The 13,947-nt window shown below is 66.5% G+C and carries 10 protein-coding genes and 1 tRNA gene; 5 read left to right on the top strand and 6 right to left on the bottom strand.

What is annotated here, in order from left to right; all coding sequences use genetic code 11:
* Window positions 1-91 precede the first annotated feature (91 nt).
* Window positions 92-961: a MurR/RpiR family transcriptional regulator gene (locus KF730_RS16430; protein WP_294099251.1), complete on the bottom strand. Its 870-nt coding sequence runs from the start codon at window positions 959-961 to the stop codon at window positions 92-94.
* Window positions 962-1,082: 121 nt separating this feature from the next.
* On the opposite strand from KF730_RS16430, the gene iolG reads away from it, so the two are divergent.
* The gene (gene iolG / locus KF730_RS16425) at window positions 1,083-2,069 is read left to right on the top strand and encodes an inositol 2-dehydrogenase (RefSeq protein WP_294099248.1); all 987 of its coding nucleotides are present in this window, start codon (window positions 1,083-1,085) and stop codon (window positions 2,067-2,069) included.
* Between the two features lie 169 nt (window positions 2,070-2,238).
* On the opposite strand, the gene KF730_RS16420 is transcribed toward iolG, so the two are convergent.
* From KF730_RS16420 to KF730_RS16405, 4 genes are all read right to left on the bottom strand, one after another.
* Entirely contained in the window at window positions 2,239-4,872 is a 2,634-nt protein-coding gene (locus KF730_RS16420) for a TonB-dependent receptor (RefSeq protein ID WP_294099245.1), read from the bottom strand.
* A gap of 189 nt (window positions 4,873-5,061) precedes the next feature.
* Window positions 5,062-6,405 (bottom strand): sensor histidine kinase, encoded by a 1,344-nt coding sequence (locus KF730_RS16415; protein WP_294099242.1) that lies wholly within the window; start codon window positions 6,403-6,405, stop codon window positions 5,062-5,064.
* Entirely contained in the window at window positions 6,402-7,067 is a 666-nt protein-coding gene (locus KF730_RS16410; protein ID WP_294099241.1) for a response regulator transcription factor, read from the bottom strand. Before KF730_RS16410 ends, KF730_RS16415 begins: the two co-directional genes overlap by 4 nt.
* Window positions 7,068-7,382 carry a PepSY domain-containing protein gene (locus tag KF730_RS16405; protein ID WP_294099239.1) on the bottom strand — a complete coding sequence of 105 codons (315 nt, stop codon included), beginning with the start codon at window positions 7,380-7,382 and terminating at the stop codon, window positions 7,068-7,070.
* Window positions 7,383-7,469: 87 nt separating this feature from the next.
* On the opposite strand from KF730_RS16405, the gene KF730_RS16400 reads away from it, so the two are divergent.
* From KF730_RS16400 to KF730_RS16390, 3 genes are all read left to right on the top strand, one after another.
* Window positions 7,470-9,485, top strand: coding sequence for a TonB-dependent receptor (locus KF730_RS16400; protein WP_294099237.1), 2,016 nt, complete (start codon window positions 7,470-7,472; stop codon window positions 9,483-9,485).
* Window positions 9,486-9,564: 79 nt separating this feature from the next.
* On the top strand, window positions 9,565-10,800 hold the full coding sequence (locus KF730_RS16395; RefSeq protein WP_294099235.1) for a histidine-type phosphatase: 1,236 nt from the start codon (window positions 9,565-9,567) through the stop codon (window positions 10,798-10,800).
* 24 nt (window positions 10,801-10,824) lie between these two features.
* Window positions 10,825-12,807 carry a phytase gene (locus KF730_RS16390; protein ID WP_294099233.1) on the top strand — a complete coding sequence of 661 codons (1,983 nt, stop codon included), beginning with the start codon at window positions 10,825-10,827 and terminating at the stop codon, window positions 12,805-12,807.
* A 41-nt stretch (window positions 12,808-12,848) separates the two neighbouring features.
* On the opposite strand, the gene KF730_RS16385 is transcribed toward KF730_RS16390, so the two are convergent.
* A tRNA-Ala gene (locus KF730_RS16385) sits at window positions 12,849-12,924 on the bottom strand.
* Window positions 12,925-13,122: 198 nt separating this feature from the next.
* On the opposite strand from KF730_RS16385, the gene KF730_RS16380 reads away from it, so the two are divergent.
* Window positions 13,123-13,947, top strand: a complete 825-nt coding sequence (locus KF730_RS16380) for a DUF2171 domain-containing protein (RefSeq protein WP_294099231.1) — start codon at window positions 13,123-13,125, stop codon at window positions 13,945-13,947.

The following is a 13,947-nucleotide window of genomic DNA, read 5'->3' as shown; positions in this document are numbered from 1 at the left end:
TCCGTGGTCTGTAACGTCTATTCCAACCCTGTTCTATTTGCAACATCTGTTTCAGAAAATTCTGCGTTTGGAACGAATATTTTTTCCGGTTCTATTTGGACTTTGCGCCTCGTTTCGCGGGCTTGCGGCTCGCCTCGAAGGCGAAATTGATCACCAGCGCCTGCGCCAGGCACATCGATGCCGAAAGCGAGCGGAACTTGCGCACTTCCGATTCGCGGACCTGCAGCACCGTCTGCGCCGGCTTGGCGACCGGACTGACCAGGCTGTCGCTGATCGCCAGCACGTCATGCCCCTGCGCGCGCACCGCCTCGACGATGGCGACCGTCTCTTCGGAATAAGGCTGGTAGCTGATCGCGATCAGCAGGTCGCCGGCGCCCATCGCCTGGACCTGCTGCATCGCCAGACCGGCGACCCCGTCGATGAAGATCGCGCGCTTGCCCGCCTGCAGCAGCGAATAAGCGATATAGGAAGCGATCGGGAACGAGCGGCGGAAGCCGACGACGTGCACGGTCTCGGCTGCGGCGATGGCGTCGACCGCCGCCTTCATGTCGGCGCCGCTCACGGTCTGCATCAGATTCTGCAGCGCCAGCGTGTTGCCCTCGACGAACTCGCCAAGCAGCCCGGCCGGATCGGCGCGGCTGTTATCGGCGGTCTCACCCAATTGGCGCACGCGCTCCGAATAGCCCAACGCCGCATTGTTGCTGAGCAGCCCGTCGCGGAACAGCCGCTGCATCTGGCTGGCGCCCTCGAACCCGAAGCTCTTGGCGAAGCGGACGATGGCGGAGGGCTGGACGCCGCATCGCGCCGCGATCACCGCCAGCGTCTCCAGCGCGATATCGTTGGGCTCGTCGAGGATATAGCGCGCGATCTGCTTCAGCCGCTTGCTCAGCGTCTCGTAACGCCGCACGATCTCCGCACGCAACTGTTCGGCGGTCGCCGGGGCACTCGAAACGTCTGACATAGATGAAGAATCCTCCCCGGCTCGATAAAGCGGAATATCTGTTCGATTTTTGGAACGCAACTATCGCGCTTGCCGAAAGCATCGGCTAAAGAACATTCGTTCCATTTCATGAGAGGATAGAATGCACGATATCGCCCTTATCGGCGCCGGCCGCATCGGCAAGATCCACGCGGCCAATGCCGCCGCCAATCCGCGCCTGCGCCTCGCGCGCGTCGTCGATCCTTTCGCCGATGCCGCGGCATCGCTCGCCGCCAGCTATGGCGCGCAGGTATCGAGCCTTGAGGACGCGCTCACCGATCCGGCGATCAAGGGCGTGATCGTCGCCAGCTCGACCGACACCCATCTCGAATACAGCCTGCGCGCGGCCGAAGCCGGCAAGGCGGTGTTCTGCGAAAAGCCGCTCGATCAGGATCTGGCAAAAGCCAGCGCCGCATCCGCGAAGTTCGACGCGCTGGGCGCCCGCATCTTCCTGGCGTTCAACCGCCGCTTCGACACCAATTTCGCGGCACTCCAGGCGCGCCTCGCCGGCGGCGAAGTGGGCAGTCTCGAAACGCTTCACATCATCAGCCACGATCCCAGCCCTCCCCCGGTCGACTACGTCAAGGTCTCGGGCGGCATCTTCAAGGACATGGTGATCCATGATTTCGACATGGCCCGCTGGCTGCTGGGAGAAGAAGTCACCGAAGTGTTCGCATCGAGCTCGGTGCTGATCGATCCCGCGATCGGCGAGGCCGGCGATGCCGACACCGCCAAGACGATCCTGCGCACCGCATCCGGCAGGCTCTGCGTCATCTCCTCCAGCCGCCGCAGCGGTTACGGCTATGACCAGCGCATCGAGGCGTTTGGATCCAAGGGCATGATCCGCGCCCAGAACCAGCTCGAGACCACGGTCGAGACCTGGGGCGAAGCCGGATCGACCGGCGACAGGCTCCAGAACTTCTTCCTCGATCGCTACGCCGTCGCCTATGCTCGCGAAGCCGATCATTTCGCCGACATCATCGACGGCAAGGCCGAGCCGCTGATCGGCTACCGCGACGGCGTCGCCGCCCTCGCGCTGGCCGAGGCCGCCGCCCGCTCGGCCGAGCGTCACGAAGTCGTCCGCCTCTAGCCAGCCGCGAGCTAACGGCAGCCGGGCTTCCCACGTGGAAGCCCGGCTTTTTCATGTCCGCTCCCTGTCCGCCGCGCGCATAAAAGCAGGGCCGGATCGCGAGATCCGGCCCCGGAGGAGGCAACAGGGATAGAGAGAGCGAGCCGGGGCGAACCCCGGCCCGGGACCATCAATAGGTGAACGTCAGGCCGACCCGGACCGAGCGGCCATATTTTTCGCCTTCGCGCCACCTGGACGGCGTCTGGTAGTAGTAATAGTCCTGCGCGTCGGTGAGGTTGTTGCCCTCGACGAACACTTCCAGATACTTGACCGGACGATAGCCGATGCGCGCATCGATCGTGGTGTTCGCCCCGAAATAGCCATCGCCAGCCCCGGTCGGGTCCGCCTCGTTCAGCCCGCCATCGGTGTCGAGATAGGCCGAATGGTACGATAGCGCGACGCGCGCCGAGATGCCGTACTTCTCGTAATAGAGCTGAGCGCTGGCGATGGTGTTCGCCTGGCCGACCAGCGGCGTATGGATTGTGCGATTGATCACCTTCAGGTCCGAATCGGTCAACGTCAGATTGGCATTGACGCCAAGCCCGTCGAGTGGCGACGGCAGGAAGGTGAACGGCTTCTGGATCGCGAATTCGATGCCCTTGACCGAGCCCGTCGTGCCGTTGCCGAACGAGTTGACCGTAGCTCCGGTCAACGCGACCCCCCCGAAGGTGCCCGACTGATTGAGCGCCGTCGTGGCGAAGATCGGGTTGGTCAGGTGCTTGTAGAACACCGCGACCGACACGCCGCCCTCGTTCGGGAAGTAATATTCAAGGCCCGCATCGAGGTTGAACGAATATTGCGGCTTCAGATTGGGGTTACCCTGCGAAACGGTGTTGGACGGAACATCGACCGTGACCGTCGGCGCGAGGTTGGCGAACGGAGGCCGTCCCATCGCCGTGGTCACCGCGGCGCGCGCCTGCAGGTTGCGGTTGAGCTCGTACTTCAGGTTCACGCCCGGGAAGAAGTCGGTGTACGAATAATGGCCGAATGAATCGTAGGTGCTGGTCAGCGAGGTCACGCCGGCGCGGTAGACGATCGCGGCGGTGTTGCCCTTGGTATGTTCCATGCGGACACCGGGAATGACGGTAAGCCCGCCGGACTTGATCGTCGCCATGGCGTAAGCCGCGGTGACCGTCTCATCCACCTTGTAGTCCGAAGTCTTGGACTGCGAGATCTGGTCGTTCGCGTTGATGGTGAACAGGGCCGTATTCGAGAACACGTAGTTCCGGGCGGCGGCCATATCCAGCGTCGGGCCGAACGAATAGGCGCCGTCGAAGATGGTGGGGATGGTGGTGGCGAGCGTGTCCGCGAACGTCCGCGTCCCCGAAGTCGCGGTGATGGCCGTGAGCGTGCGCCCGGTGCGGTCCTCGAAACGGTCGCGATGCAGATACTTGGCACCGAACTGGATCGTGCTGCCTTCGTCGAGCCCGCCGATAGGCAACGTATAGTCGAAGCGGGCCTGCTTCATCTTCTCGCCCGAAATGCGCGACGCCTGCTTGTAGCTGTTGAGCCGGTAATTGGCCGGATCGAGCGCGGCGGCGTTGGCCGTGAAGCTGGTCGGCATCCCGTCGGCATTCATGGTGAAGGTCGCGCCGAGCGCCGTGGCGCCAGATCCGGCCGGGGCGCGATATTCGATTTCATCGCGCGACGGATCGGTCTTCTTCGCGTTCGAATAGGTGCCCTGGACGACCAGCTTGCCCGGCCCCACTTCGAACTCGCCACCCACCGAATAGGTCTTGGTGTCGGTGGTCTCGTGGCGCGCGCGCAGCAGGCGGCGGGCAGTGGTCTTGGTGATTGTCCCGCCATCGGCGGTCAGGTTGCTGTAGCCCGTCGCCGCGGTCGGGAAAATGAACCTCAGGCGGTTGCGAACCTCATTGTCGTCGAATTGCGAGTAGAGGAATCGCGCATAGAGCTTGACGGCGTCCGAAGGCCGCCAGTCGAAATTGGCGACCGCGCCCTTGCGGGTGCGGATGGCGGGATCGTAGATGCGCTGGTCCATTTCGACCGGCAGGTCGATGCCGCCGACGATCTGGCGGCCGCTGGAAAGCACGTCTTCCGAATAAGACGGGCGCTTCGAATAATTGCCGGCGATCACCAGGCCGAACTGCTGGTCTGGGCCGAACCGGCCACCGACCGAAACGTCGCCTTCACGCGCCCTGCGGTCGGTGTCCTCATAGAAGCCCATCACGCCGCGCGCGCTCGCGAAGATCGAACCCTTCTTGTCGAAGGCCGAGACGGTGTCGATATCGACCTGGCCGGCGATCGCATTGGCGTCGAGATCGGGGGTCAGCGTCTTGATGACGGTGACCTTGCCGATCAGGCCCGAAGGAATATCGTCGAGCTTGACGTTGCGATCGCTCGGCTCAGGAGCCGCGGAGGTCTGGCCGTTAAGCGTGACGTTGGCGAGGTTCGGCTCGATGCCGCGGATGATCAGATAGCGGCCTTCGCCCTTGTCGGTCGCGACCGAAACGCCGCTCAGGCGGCGGACGGCTTCGGCGACGTTCTGGTCGGGCAGCTTGCCGACATCGTTCGCCGAAACCACTTCAGTCGTCCGATCCGAATCGCGCTTGGCGAGCAGGCTTGCCCTGTCCGACGCGCGCTGGCCGGTGACGACGATGCCGCCTTCGTCCTGGGCTTCATCCTGCACGGTTTCATCCTGCGCGGCGGCGTCCTGCGCCATTGCCGGGCTGATATATGCGAGTGCCAGCGCCGATGCGCTGACCCCGATCAGCGTGCGGCCAAGCTTGCGACCAACCTTCTTCATGACTTTCCCTCCCAAGGACGCGCCGGATGCAGATTCGCCTGCCCCAGTCTTTCAACTGGGACTCACATTACGAACAAAAATTCCATATTGCAACAGGAATAGAATTTATCTTGCACGCCGAAACAGCACACGCGTTTCACCCAGGCGCCGCCTAGCCGCGGTTTCTGACATTTCGTTGACAGGTCGGTGTCAGGAAAGTTGCGGAGGCCAATTGACCCGGACTTCGAGTCCGCCCAGCGCACCCGTGGCCAGTTCCAGACTGGCGCCGCTGGCCTCCGCCAGCTCGCGCGCGATGGCGAGTCCCAGGCCATGCCCGTCGCCGCCCGAATCGAGTCGCTCGCCGCGCAGCACCGCGTCGCCGTGGCGCGCGGCATCGAGTCCCGGGCCGTCGTCGCTCACCGCCAGCGTCACCCCCCCCGCATCCTCGTCGATCGTCACCGCGACGCGCCGGCTCGCATGCCGGGCGGCGTTTTCCAGCAACGGCCCCAGCAATTCGGCGGCATCGTCGCCGGCCAGCGGCAGCATCGCGCTTGCCGCGCCCTCGACCGAAAACGCCACCCGCTCGCCCGCCTCGGTCGCTTCGAGCACCTGCACCAGCCGTTCGGCCAGCGGCAGCGCCGCGGTGGTGCGCCCGTCATGCTGCGCCAGCCCGATCCGCGTCCGTGCCAATTCGCCGTCCACCGCGCCGCGCACCGCCGCGATCGCGGTATCGAGCCCATCGGCGGCCTCCACCGCGCCCGCCTCGCGGGCACGCGCGCTTTGCACGGCGAGCGCGGCCAGCGGTGTCTTCATCCCGTGCGCCAGATCGGCGGCGCGGCGCCGCGCCCGCGCGACATCGGCCTCGCGCGCGTCGGCAAGCGCATCGATCGCCTGGGTCAGCGGCAGCAATTCGCGCGGATAGGCGCCGGCCAGCCGCGCCGAGGCATCACGCCGCAACCGCCGCACCTCGCCCTCGACATTGGCGAGCGGCCGCAGCCCGAGCGACACCTGCACCCAGGCGGCGATCGCCAGCACCAGCCACAACAGCGCCAGAAATAGCGCCATCTCGCGCCCGAACTCGCGCTGCGCCGGCGCCAGCCGCGCCAGATCATATGCGAGCTGCACCGTCACCGCCGGCTGACCCGGGTCAAGCCGCACCTGCCGCTCGACGAACAGCAATCGTTGCCCGAACGGCCCCGCCGCCTTGCGCTCGCCCCATGCATCGGCCGCCGCCTTTGCAGGCACCGGCAATCGCGAATCCCATAGCGAGCGCGACCGCAATTGCCCCCTGGCGGCGTTGACCTGCCAATAGAGTCCGCTCGCCGGCACGCCGAAGCGCGGATCGGCCGGCTCTTCCTCCAGCGCCGGAACGCCGCCGGTCAGGCTCAGCCCGGCAAGCAACGGCACCGCCTGCGCGGTCAGTTCCTCCTGCACGCGGTGCTCGATATGGCGGTCGAACACCCAGCTCATCGCCCCCCAGGCGATAGCCAGCGCCAGTGCGATCGCCACCGCCGCTCCGGCAAGCAAACGCAGCCGAAGCGAATTGGCGATCATGCCGCCGACGCCGGAAGCAGATAGCCGAAGCCGCGCCGGGTCTCGATCGTCTCCGCCCCCAGCTTGCGCCGCAGCCGCGCCACCAGCGCCTCGATCGCATTGGCATCGCTGGTATCCGCCGCGCCATAGAGATGCTCGGCCAGTTCGCCCGCCGAGACCGCGCGGCCGGGATTATGCGCGAGATAATCGACCAGCCGGAATTCGAGCCGCGACAGCCGTATCGGCGCACCATTGAGCGTCGCGGTCATCCGGTGGGTGTCGATCGCGACATTGCCGACGCGCAGGGTCGAAGAGACCCGCCCCGCCGCACGGCGCACCAGTCCACGCACTCGCGCCACCAGCTCGCCCATCTCCCACGGCTTGGCGAGATAGTCGTCGGCCCCGGCCTCTATCCCGGTCACCTTGTCGGTCCAGTCGCTGCGCGCCGAGAGGATCAGGATCGGGAACGCCCGCCCGGCCTCGCGCCAGCGCCGAATCACCGAAAGCCCGTCGAGCCGCGGCAGGCCGAGATCGACCACCGCCACATCATATTCCTCGACATCGCCATTGAACCAGGCGCTCTGCCCGTCGGCGGCGTGATCGACTACGAAGCCGGCAGCGCCCAATGCACGCGCCAGCTCGCCCGCCACTACGGGATCGTCCTCCACCACCAAAGCGCGCAACTAGTCGTCCTCGATCTTGAGCAGCTTGCCGTTACGGGCGTCGATCTCGACTTCCCGCACCCGGCCGTTCTTCGCAAGGATCTTCACTTCATATTTGAAGCCGAACGGCTCGCGCTCGAGCTTCACCTTGAGCACGTCGCCCGGGACGATGCCCGTGGCGATCTCGAGCACCTTGACGATGGGCAGAATCTCGCCCCGCGCCAGCGCTTCGCTCGCGGCCTTTTGTTCGGCGCGCTTCTGCGCGGCCTTGTTCTGGGCAAGCGCCGGGGTCGCGGTCAGCGCCGTGGCGGTAAGCAAAGTGATAAGCGTCTTCATGTCTTGCCCCATGCACGCCTCCCGCTGACAAATCGCTGACGGTCCGCGTCGGTTTCCTGTCAGTTTGTTCAGCTTAGTGGCAGTCGCATGATCCGCCACACCCTTCTCCCGCTCGCCGCGATGCTCGCTTTGCCGGCACATGCGCAGACCGCCGATGTGCTGACGTTTCCGGCGAGCTTCTTCGCCGAAGCGCAGCCGGCGTCCGCATATGACATGGTCCTGCGCGTCCCCGGCTTCGCCTTCGATGCCGGCGATTCGGATGTGCGCGGGCTGGCCGGCTCGGGCGGCAACGTGCTGATCGATGGCCGCCGCCCGGCTGCGAAGGGCGACACGCTCGATGCGATTCTCAAGCGCATCCCCGCCGCCAGCGTCGAGCGGATCGAGCTGATCCGCGGCGGCGCCAACGGCGTGGACATGCAGGGTGCGGCGCTCCTCGCCAATGTCGTCCGCAAGCAGGAGACAGCCGTGCGCGGACAGGCCGAAGCCAGCTTCGGGGTTTATGGCGACGGCCGCACCGCGCCCGCGATCCGCGCCAGCGCTTCGCGCCGCCACGGCGACAGCCAGAGCGAAGCGGCATTCACGCTCTACCGGAGCATCGACGACGAAAAAGGCCGCGGCCCGCGTGTGCGCACCAATGCCGACGGGTCGCTGCGCGAGCGCGCAATCTATGACGAGCGCGACGGCTTTCGCGGCGGCGAGATTTCGGCGGGGCACGAGCAGATGCTGGCCGGCGGCCGCCTCCAGCTCACCGGTTCGCTCAAGCGCGCCCGCGAACGCGCTGACACGAACCTGCAATTCCTGGCGCCCACACCCGGCCTTGAACAAGTGCTGGAGCTGGAGACCAAGGACAATGCCGAATTGGGGCTCGGCTGGTCGCGGCCATTGGGCACCCGCTGGGCGCTCGAATTGACCGGCCTCCAGCGTTTCAGCCGCGACGATGCCAGCGAGCGATCGGACGACGGCAGCCAGGTCCAGGCGGTCTCGGCCGATTCGCGCGGCGGCGAGAGCATCATGCGCGCGCTGCTGCGCTGGCGGCATTCGTACGCGCTAAGCATCGAGGGTGGCGCGGAGGCCGCCTATAATTATCTCGACAGCCACTCCGCGCTCGCCATCAATGATGTCGCGATCCCACTCCCCGCCGCCAATGTCCGCGTCGCCGAGCGCCGCGCCGAGGGTTTCGCCACCGCGCAGTGGCGGCCCTCACCCGCGCTTTCGGTCGAAGCGAGCTTGCGCGTCGAAGCCTCCCGCCTCGTCCAGACCGGCGATTCGAGCCTGACCAAATCCTTCGTCTTCCCCAAGCCGCGCCTCGCGCTCAGCTGGTCGTCGGGCCCGCGCACCCAGTGGCGCTTCGGGCTTGAGCGCGATGCCTCACAACTCGATTTCGGCGATTTCGTCAGCTCGACTTCGCTGACGTCGAGCACGATCACCGCCGGCAATCAGGATCTCGAACCCCAGCGGGTGTGGACCGCATCGCTGGCCTGGGAGCGCCGCTTCTGGGGCGAAGGCGCATTGGTGCTGACGGCGCGGCGCGAGTGGATTTCGCACACGATCGATCGCGTCGGCGTGTTCGGCCCCGGCTTCGCCTTCGATGCGCCCGGCAATATCGGCAGTGGCGCCAAGTCGAAGATCGAGGCCAGCCTCAGCCTGCCGCTCGGCCGGCTCGGCATTGCCGGCGGCCTGCTCAAGCTCGATGCCGGCTATCGCTGGACCTCGGTGATCGATCCGACCACCGGCATGCGCCGCCCGATCTCGAACGAGCGGCCGGTCGATGGTGAGATCCACTTCACCCAGGACCGCCCCGCCCTCGGCTTTCGCTGGGGCATGGATCTGCTGCTCGCCAAGACCAAGACCGAATATCGCTTCAACGAAATCCGCCGCAATCAGGTCGATCCGCGGCTGTCCTTGTTCGCCGAATACCGCCCGGCCGCGCATTGGACGGTGCGCGCGTTCGCCGAGAACGTCACCGGCCGCGCCGTCCGCCGCGACCGCTTCATCTACGCCGGCACGCGCGCGACGCAGCCGCTGCGCTATTCCGAGGTCCGCACCCTCGCCACCCGTCCGCTGTTCGGTCTGCTCGTCCGCCGCGATTTCGGCGGTAAGTAGTGGAACATATATTCTGAGTGTGATACTGTTTGGAAAATTGATTGCGCACGAATCGCAATCAGCCATGTGGGAGAAGATGATGAAGTTCGCCACCGCCGCCGCGTTGCTCGCCGCGACCATGCTCGCTCCGCCCGCCGCCGCGCAGGGCCGCAAGGCGCCCGCCGCCGCCCCGCTCAAGCTTGAGCGCGTCGTGATGATGATGCGCCACGGCATCCGTCCGCCGACCAAGGCCGCGCCGGTTCCCGCCAATATCTCGAAGGAAATCTGGCCGAGCTGGCCGGTCGATTACGGCCTGCTCACCCATCGCGGCGCCGCCGGCGTCAAGCTGCTCGGCGAGGCCGACCGCGCCTATTATGCCAGCCGCGGCCTGTTCGCGCGCGGCTGCCCCGCGCCAGGCAGCGTCGTGCTCAAGGCGAGCAGCAAGCAGCGCGCGATCCGCACCGCCGAGAGCTGGGGCGAAGGCTTCATGCCCGGCTGCAACATCAGCGTCTCGCATCCGGCGGAGAACGGCCCGGATCCGATCTTCCACGGCCTCGACGATTCCCCCAGCTGGTTCGATGGTCAGGCCGCCTACCGCGCCTCGCTCGCCGGCGCCCCCAAGGGCGGCCTTGCCGCCGACATCGCGCTCTACCGCGCCGATCTGCTGCTGCTCGCCAAGGTGCTCAACTGCAAGCTCCCCGCCTGCCCGCTGCTGCGCGAGCCGACCGAACTGGTCGCCTCGCCCCACGACCGCCCCGAGCTCGAAGGCCCCGCCGATATCGGCTCGACCGCCAGCCAGACCTTCCTGCTCGAATATCTCGAAGGCATGCCGATGAGCCAGGTAGGCTGGGGACGCATCACGCGCGCCCAGATTGAGCAGCTTCTCCGCTTCCATCCCCTCAAGTTCAAATATTCGAACCGCCCCGATCCCGTCGCCCGCGTCGCCGCCGCGCCAATCGCCCGCGAGATCCTCGCAGCGTTCGAGGAGCGGAATGGCCCGAAGCTCACTTTGCTGGGAGGGCACGATACCAATATCGGCGACCTCAGCGGTTTCCTGCGCGTCCACTGGAAGGTGCCGAGCTACCCCGCCGACGATGTGCCTCCGGGCAGCGCGCTGGGTTTCGAGCTGCTCCGCGATGCCAGGGGCAACCGCTATGTCCGCGCATTTTATCGCGCCCAGACGATGGACCAGCTCCGCTATCAGCAGCGGCTCACGGCCAAAAACCCCGCCTATCGCCAGTATCTGCCGCTGCCCGGCTGCGGCAATTCGCTCAACCCCCGCGCCTGCACGCTCCCCGCTTTCGCCAAGATGGTCCGCGCCCGCGCGCTGCCCTGATCACTGAGAATCTGGAGATATCTGATGCTATTCAAGTTCGGCTGCTCGTTCGCAGCGCTCGCCACAGCCATGCTCGCCGCTCCCGCCGTCGCGCAGGATGCCCCGCCGATCCAGGCGGCGCTCGAAACCACCCCAACCCAGGGCCGCGGCATCGATTCGCCGGTCTTTCATCGCGGCAATATCTTCGGCGCGGCCAAGAATGGCGGGATCGAGATATATGACTCGGCCGGCAAGCGCCGCGCGATCGTCCCCGCCGGCGATATCCGGGCGCTCGATCTGCGCGCGAACGCCGTCCCCGGCGGCGCGGCGTTGCTCGCCGCGCTTGACGGCAAGCTCAACACGGTCAAGCTTTTCGCGGCAAGCGAAGGCGGCGCGCTCAGCCCGCTCACCTTCAATCTCCCCGCCCCCGGCATGACCCTCGCCGGTCTCTGCCTCGCGCGCAGCCACCGTGACGATTCGCTCTATCTGTTCCTGCTCGGCGATCAGGGCGGCATCGCCCAATACACGCTCGCCGCCGATGCCGCCGGAGCATTCACCGCGCGCTTGGCCCGGCGCTTCTCGCAAGCGTCGGAAACCGGCTATTGCGCCGCCGACGATCGCGGCTCGATCTATATCTCGCAGGAAACCGTCGGTGTCTGGCACTTCGCGGTCGAGCCCGAAGCGGAGATCGCCCCGGTTCTGGTCGACGCGGTCCGGCTGGGCCATATCACCGAGGAAGCCAAGGGCGTCGCCATCGCCCCAGATGGCCGCCTGATCGTCGCCGATGCCTCGGCCAACCGCTTCAATCTCTACGATACCCAGGCCGACTACGCCTATCTCGGCTCGGTGACCGTCGCCGCCGGCGCGGACGACCCCGTCACCGATCCGGGCGGCCTCGCCATCGGCGGCGGCATGCTCGCCATCGCCGATGACGACAACGCCCCCGACGCGGTCAATTTCAAGCTCGTCCGCTGGGACGCCGTCCTCGCCGCCGCCGGATTGCCGGCACGCGCCGCGCTTGCAGCACCCGCGCGTATCGCCACGGTTCAGGCGACCGTCGAGACCCAGCCGGTGGAGACCGGCGGCGACGCGGCCGACGATCCCGCGATCTGGATCCACCCGACCGATCCCGCGCAAAGCCTGATCATCGGCACCCAGAAACAGTCCGGCCTCTATGTCTACGACATGGCCGGCAAGGTGCTCCAGTTCCTGCCCGATGGCCGGATGAACAATGTCGATCTGCGCGACGGCTTCACGCTCGGCGGCAAGAAGGTGACGCTCGTCACCGCCAGTGATCGCACCCATAAGAGCATCGCGATCTACGCGCTGGATCCCGTCGCCCGCCGCCTCACCAATGTCGCGGACGGCGTCCAGTTGACCGGCCTCGACGACCCTTATGGCCTGTGCATGTACAAGAGCGCGAAGACCCGGAAGACCTATGTCTTCATCAACCAGACCGACGGCAAGATGCGCCAATGGGAGCTGGTCGCGACGCCTGCGGGCAAGGTCCAGGCCAAGCTCGTCCGCGACCTCCCCTTCGCCACCCAGGTCGAAGGCTGCGTCGCCGATGACGATACCGGCATCCTCTACACCAACGAGGAGGATGTCGGCCTGTGGCGCGAAGGCGCCGAGCCCAAGGGCGGCCCGGCCCGCTTCATGTATGCCGCGGTCAAGGACTATCCCGCGCTCAAGGACGATATGGAAGGCATCGGCCTCGTCCGCCTGTCCGGCGGCCGTGGCTATCTCGTCGTCTCGAGCCAGGGCAATGACAGCTATGCGGTGTTCCGCCGCGACGGCAACAACGCCTATGTCGGCAGCTTCGCGATCGGCGCCAATGCCGGCCTCGGCATCGACGGCGTCTCGGAGACCGACGGCCTCGACGTCACCGGCATGAACGCCGGCCCCGGCTTCGAAGGCGGGTTGATGGTCGCGCAGGACGGCCGCAACGTCTCGCCGCCCGAGAACCAGAATTTCAAGCTGGTGCCATGGGCGGCCGTGGCCGAAGCGCTCAAGCTCGACCACAAATAAGCCCGGGCTTCATCAGCCGCCTCTGAGGAAATCGGGGCGGCTGGTGGAGCTGAGGGGAATCGAACCCCTGACCTCTGCAGTGCGATTGCAGCGCTCTCCCATCTGAGCTACAGCCCCGCCGCCGGTCCCGGGAACCCCGGGAGGCGCCCCCATTAGCTTGCGGTCATGCCCGATGCAACCGCGTTGCGCGGCGCGCGGCGAGCCGTATCCGCCACGCGCCGAACGGCTTGGAAAAGCCTCGTTTTTTCCGGAACCAACCCGCGCTTCGTCCGCTGAATCCGCACAGGCAAATCCCTGCAGTGTTGGAGATCAGAAATGGCAGACCGCTATTCCGAAGACCGCTTCTTCGGCCCCGAGGATCAATATCAGGTCAGCGGGCCGCCCCGCGCCCGCACCGCCAGCCATTCGAGCGCGCGCGACTATGCCGCCGCCGGTGTCGATATCGGTCAGGGCCGGGACCGCGGCTTCCGCGATACGCGCTACGATCGCGGACAGGATTTCGACTATCGTCCGGCCCGTTCCGGACGCGACCATGGCTATGGCGGCCGTGAACACGGTGAACGCGGTGAACGCGGCTTTTTCGAGCGCGCCGGCGACGAGGTCCGCTCGTGGTTCGGCGATACCGAGGCCGAGCGCCGCCGCGAGCGCGACATGCGCTATGACGAGCGGTTCGCCCGTGGCCATGACCGCGAATATGGCGCGTGGCGCCGCGAGCGGATCGACGAGCTCGACCGCGACTATGACGAATATCGCCGCGAGAACGCCCAGCGCTTCCACAACGAGTTCAGCACCTGGCGCAGCGATCGCCAGGGCCAGCGCGATTGCCTGGACCGCGTCGCCGAGCACATGGAAGTCGTCGGCTCCGATGGCAGCCATGTCGGCAAGGTCGACAAGGTCCGTGGCGACCGCATCGTGCTGACCAAGAGCGATGCGAATGCCGGCGGCCATCACCATTCGATTCCGTCGCGCTGGATCGATTCGGTCGACGACAAGGTGACGCTGCGCAAGACCGCCGCCGAAGCGCAGGCGGCGTGGAAGGACGAAGAACGCGCCGGCGCCTTTTTCGGCAATGAACGCGACGACAGCCGCGACTGGCGCGGCGATCACAACCTCGACCGCAGCTTCCGTGGAACCTATTGA

Origin of the sequence: Sphingomonas sp. (assembly GCF_019635515.1) — a bacterium.
Classification (GTDB): Bacteria; Pseudomonadota; Alphaproteobacteria; order Sphingomonadales; family Sphingomonadaceae; genus Sphingomonas.
The sequence above is the reverse complement of the archived record's forward strand: the minus strand, read 5'-3'. Positions and strand labels throughout refer to the sequence as shown.